Raw genomic sequence first — 4,470 nt, forward strand, 5'->3', positions numbered from 1 at the left:
TGCATAATGTCATTATGACTTCAGCAAGCACCTCATATTGCACGTGTTCAAATGGCATATCGTCACACCCCTCCAGTTCAATCCCTATTGTAAAGTCATTGCACCTCTCTCTGCCTTGCCAGTGAGAGACTCCCGCATGCCAAGCTCGCGCATGAAAAGGCACAAACTGGACAATATCCCCTGTCCTTCTAATCAGGAGATGGGATGAGACTTTTAAACCTTCTAGCTGCTGAAAATATGGGTGAGCCGAGCAATCAAGCTTGTTAAGAAAAAGATCATCAATAAATGTGTCGCCAAACTCACCAGGCGGCAGGCTGATGTTATGTATGACGATACCTGAAATATCGTTCTTATCCGGTCGCTCGTCATAATTTGGCGATGATGTCATTATTGCGCTATCAAGCAGCCCTGATTCTCTATTTATTTTCACTGATGTCACTCATGGCATGGATACGATAATTGGATTAATCAGGCAACACACGTTACCCTATCCTATTTAGCCTTTACCATATCGATATGACAATAGAAAATCCATTGCCCGCTGCATTTATCGCCTCTCAAGTTAAACTATCTTTACTTGAAGATATCGGACAAGAGGATTTAACGGCAAATCTTATTCCTGCTGACGCAGTCGCTTCTGCGACATTAATCACTCGGGAAGATGCCACACTTTGCGGAATGCAATGGTTCAACAGTGTGTTTGAACAGCTGGATGCGTCAATTTCAGTAAATTGGAAGGCACAGGATGGCGACAGAGTGAAAGCAAACTCAATCTTGTGTGAACTTCATGGACCAGCCAGAAGCCTACTAACTGGTGAACGCACTGCAATGAATTTTCTACAGACTTTATCAGCTACAGCAACGCTATCATCTGTCTATGCAGATGCTGTTTCCGGGTTGCCCGTAAAAATATTGGATACGCGTAAAACCATTCCGGGCTGGCGTGTCGCTCAAAAATATGCCGTCAAATGTGGCGGCTGCTTTAATCATAGAGTGGGCCTCTATGATGGTATTCTCATCAAAGAAAATCATATTATGGCCGCAGGCTCAATAGAGCGTGCCGTTCATCAGGCAAAAGCTTTATCTGCTAATGTACCTATTGAAGTCGAAGTAGAAAGTCTAGCAGAACTAAAGCAAGCGCTAGTGGCTGGCGCAGATATCATCTTATTAGATAACTTCACAATCGATGATTTAAAACAAGCTGTTACACTGAATAAAGGCCAATCAGAACTCGAGGCTTCTGGTGGTATCACATTGGGTAATATCAGAAGCATCGCTGAAACAGGCGTAGATAGGATATCAGTAGGTGCGTTAACTAAAGATATAAAGGCCGTTGATCTTTCTATGCGTTTTTCTTGAATAAAAAAACCGCAGTACCATTAAAGTGAATGGTGACTGCGGTTGAGAGTAAACCTTTATTCTAAGCCGACTTGCCAAAGCTCCAGATTTTGTTCAATAACTTTCCCTGAAGTAGCGTCAATCTCAATTTTCATTTCTTTACCATCACGAGTGGCAATATCGAATTCGTAGGTGGCTTTTCCGTCTTCTTCTATTTCATATTCCACTTCGACGATTTCACCCGGATACATATCTAAAGCAATGTCTCGTGCTTCCGCCTCACTCATTTTAGCGTGGGCTTTAAACTTAGGGTGGTTAGGATGATCAACCTCTTGCTCTACCTCTATCACCTCACCTGTTCTTACTGAGCATTCCACATCCCAGTCAGCACCATCAATGCCACGAATATCAAACTCGTATACATCTCTTTCATTTTCGACTTTTCTTTCCACTTTAATGACATGACCTGGCTTGAGGTCAGTCACGACAGTTAGACACCGTTCAAAGAATTGAGGTGAATCTTCAGCCAGGAGCGCACCAGAAAACAAAGACAAAATGAAGAACCCTAAAAATTTCATTCAATAATCCTAGATAAAAAAAGGGGCTGATTCTCAGCCCCTTTTACGTTACTACTACATGGTTAACTTAAAGCCAATCCATCCAGCTCTTGGAGAACTTGTTCCAACGAAACGTTCGTCACCTTCATAAGCATCCATTCCTGGAGCTTCATCAGGTTCACCATACAAACCAAAGGTGTTGTACTCACTGTCGAACAAGTTATCGACTTTAGCAAAGAACTGTAGATGCTCGTTCACTTTATAACGGCTATGCAGATTCACTATGCGATATCCAGCGATTTTCTTGTCCACGTTCGCTTCATCACCACGATAACGTTGGCTAGAATGATATGATGCAGTTAGACCTGCAGAAAACTGTTGGGTAAAGGCATAGTCAAGCCCTACTTTCAAGTTATGGGCAGGTATACTAGGTAGACGATCACCTTTAGAGACGTTATACAAATCCCCATCTCTCGAGTAGGTGAAGTTATCTTCAAACGTTGCACGAACATAACCATAGTTTGCTGACCAGCTTAACTTCTCGTATTGACCTGCCATACCCAGCTCAAGACCTGCTCGCGCTGTTTTATCAATATTTCTGAAGTTGCCTAAACCTAAACGTCCACTTACATCTTCTGACTGACTTTCATCTTCTGAAAAGAACAACAAGTCGTCTTTCAACTCTGTGTAATAGACGTTGGCATACCAATCAAACAGCTCTTGTTGACCACGCAGGCCTGTTTCGATCGTTCTTGCGACAACATCATCTAACGGAGGATCTGCTAGGAACGCATTAGGATAAGCACATGGTGACTCAGGTTCAGCACAAGTCAATTCGGTAGCTGTAGGCGCACGATTAGACTCGTTATAGCTGACATATGATGTCATGTTATCAGTCAGTTTATAGGTTAATCCCAATGAAGGATTTAAGCGCTTGAATGTATGAGAGTTACCTGATTCATTCAAATCTTGTTCACCACCTTCGCTGTAACCAGAAATATCAACTTCAATCCAGTTATAACGAGCACCTACAGTCATTGCTAAGCGATCTGTAAATGAATGTGTATTGGTGAAAAAGATGCTGTAAGTATCAGTTTTAATCTTACCATCAACTAACGTATCTTCGATCACGTAGCCAGTGCCTGAAGTACCTCGTGTGTTAGTGAACTGTGCAATTTCAGACTGCGAACTGTAATCCACATCAGAGCGATCGTAACCAACGCCCACGATTAACTGATTGTCACGACCAAAAAGATCTTGCAAAAACGTAGACTGGAATGCAAAGCCATAACTGTCTTGCTCTGTCTTACTTGTGTTGTTTAAAGCAACAAAATCACCATCAGCAAAGCCTAATGCAGCAGCACTTACTGGTAATACTTCATCATCACCGTCAAAAACTCCTTCTACACCATCTTCGTCTTCACCTATCTGACCACCAATCACTGAAAACTCAGAACCATCTCCATTAAATGATGTACGGTCACTCTTGCGATAGTATGTGTTTGCAGCAAGCATGGTGTTGTCATTTATCCAGTGGGTACCGTTCAATGTGAACATACGCAGTTTATTTTGCGTATTATCTGGATGTGTGAACACTGCTTCACGGTCAGCATCGACTAATAGTGTTGGTGAAGCACCATTACCATTCAAATCACTATCAACGGCGGTGATACCGAAGTCTAATGTGGAGTCTTCATCTGCATAGCTCAGGTTGGTAAAGAACTGCTCTACACGTGAAGGTGAAAAGTCACGCCAACCATCTTCTTTGGTAATTGAGCCAGTCACAAAGTAAGCAAAATTACCATCACTGCCACCACTTTCAATAGTGCCTGAATCACGGCCAAATGAGCCTGTGTAGGCTTCTAGACTATGTCCAGGATTGGTGAAACCGGTTTTTGTTTTGAGGGATAATGCACCACCCAGCGTATTCAAACCAAACAGTGGGTTCGAACCTGGAATTAAATTAGTGCTCGCAATCGCAGACTGAGGAATTAAGTCAAAATTCACTGCATCACCAAATGGTTCATTTACACGAATACCATCTATGTAGACAGATAAACCTTGTGAGTTACCGACTAATGGTGAAGCCGTAAAACCACGAAACTGTAGATCAGGTTGGAAAGGGTTATTTTGAGCTTGGTTTAAGCTAACACTACCCAGCGTTTTGTTCATGAAATCAGAAATATCTAATGACTGAACACGTTCGATATCTTCTTCAGTCGCTGTCTGAACATTAGCAGCTACTTGATCTTTTGGTAAGCCTACGCCATGTAGAGGGGTTGTCCCTACGACTTCTATGTCGCTTAATTTCACATCATCGTCAGCGGCAAAACTCGCACTGGAAAACAGTGCAGAGGTTAGCATGACGCAAATCAGCTTTCTCTTTTGCGGAAATTGCATTACCTATACTCTCCTGAGTTATTTTTATGGTTGTAAAAACTCAATAACAAGAGCATATATAGTGCCAAGTTTATAAATGTTTTTTTAACAAACACTTACAAATCTTAATAGCAGTGAAATCACCTATAAACGGCTACAATGAACCAACCAGGGTGGCTGATATCAACCAGATTTA

Annotated in this window: 4 protein-coding genes; 1 reads left to right on the top strand and 3 read right to left on the bottom strand. The window is 42.1% G+C overall.

Annotated features, from left to right (window positions below; translation table 11 throughout):
- On the bottom strand, positions 1–430 hold a 430-nt coding region (ampD, locus tag B4K20_RS07820; RefSeq protein ID WP_289282486.1), incomplete at its 3' end, for a 1,6-anhydro-N-acetylmuramyl-L-alanine amidase AmpD.
- An 86-nt stretch (positions 431–516) separates the two neighbouring features.
- Between ampD and nadC the strand changes: the two genes are divergently transcribed.
- Positions 517–1,359 (top strand): carboxylating nicotinate-nucleotide diphosphorylase, encoded by an 843-nt coding sequence (nadC, locus tag B4K20_RS07825; RefSeq protein ID WP_286305022.1) that lies wholly within the window; start codon positions 517–519, stop codon positions 1,357–1,359.
- Positions 1,360–1,415: 56 nt separating this feature from the next.
- On the opposite strand, the gene B4K20_RS07830 is transcribed toward nadC, so the two are convergent.
- Both B4K20_RS07830 and B4K20_RS07835 read right to left on the bottom strand, forming a co-directional pair.
- The gene (locus B4K20_RS07830) at positions 1,416–1,916 is read right to left on the bottom strand and encodes a PepSY domain-containing protein (RefSeq protein ID WP_286305023.1); all 501 of its coding nucleotides are present in this window, start codon (positions 1,914–1,916) and stop codon (positions 1,416–1,418) included.
- Positions 1,917–1,970: 54 nt separating this feature from the next.
- On the bottom strand, positions 1,971–4,295 hold the full coding sequence (locus tag B4K20_RS07835) for a TonB-dependent receptor (protein WP_286305024.1): 2,325 nt from the start codon (positions 4,293–4,295) through the stop codon (positions 1,971–1,973).
- Positions 4,296–4,470: the final 175 nt, after the last annotated feature.

Origin of the sequence: Methylophaga sp. UBA5088, from assembly GCF_002414625.1 — a bacterium.
Taxonomy (GTDB): Bacteria; Pseudomonadota; Gammaproteobacteria; order Nitrosococcales; family Methylophagaceae; genus Methylophaga; species Methylophaga marina.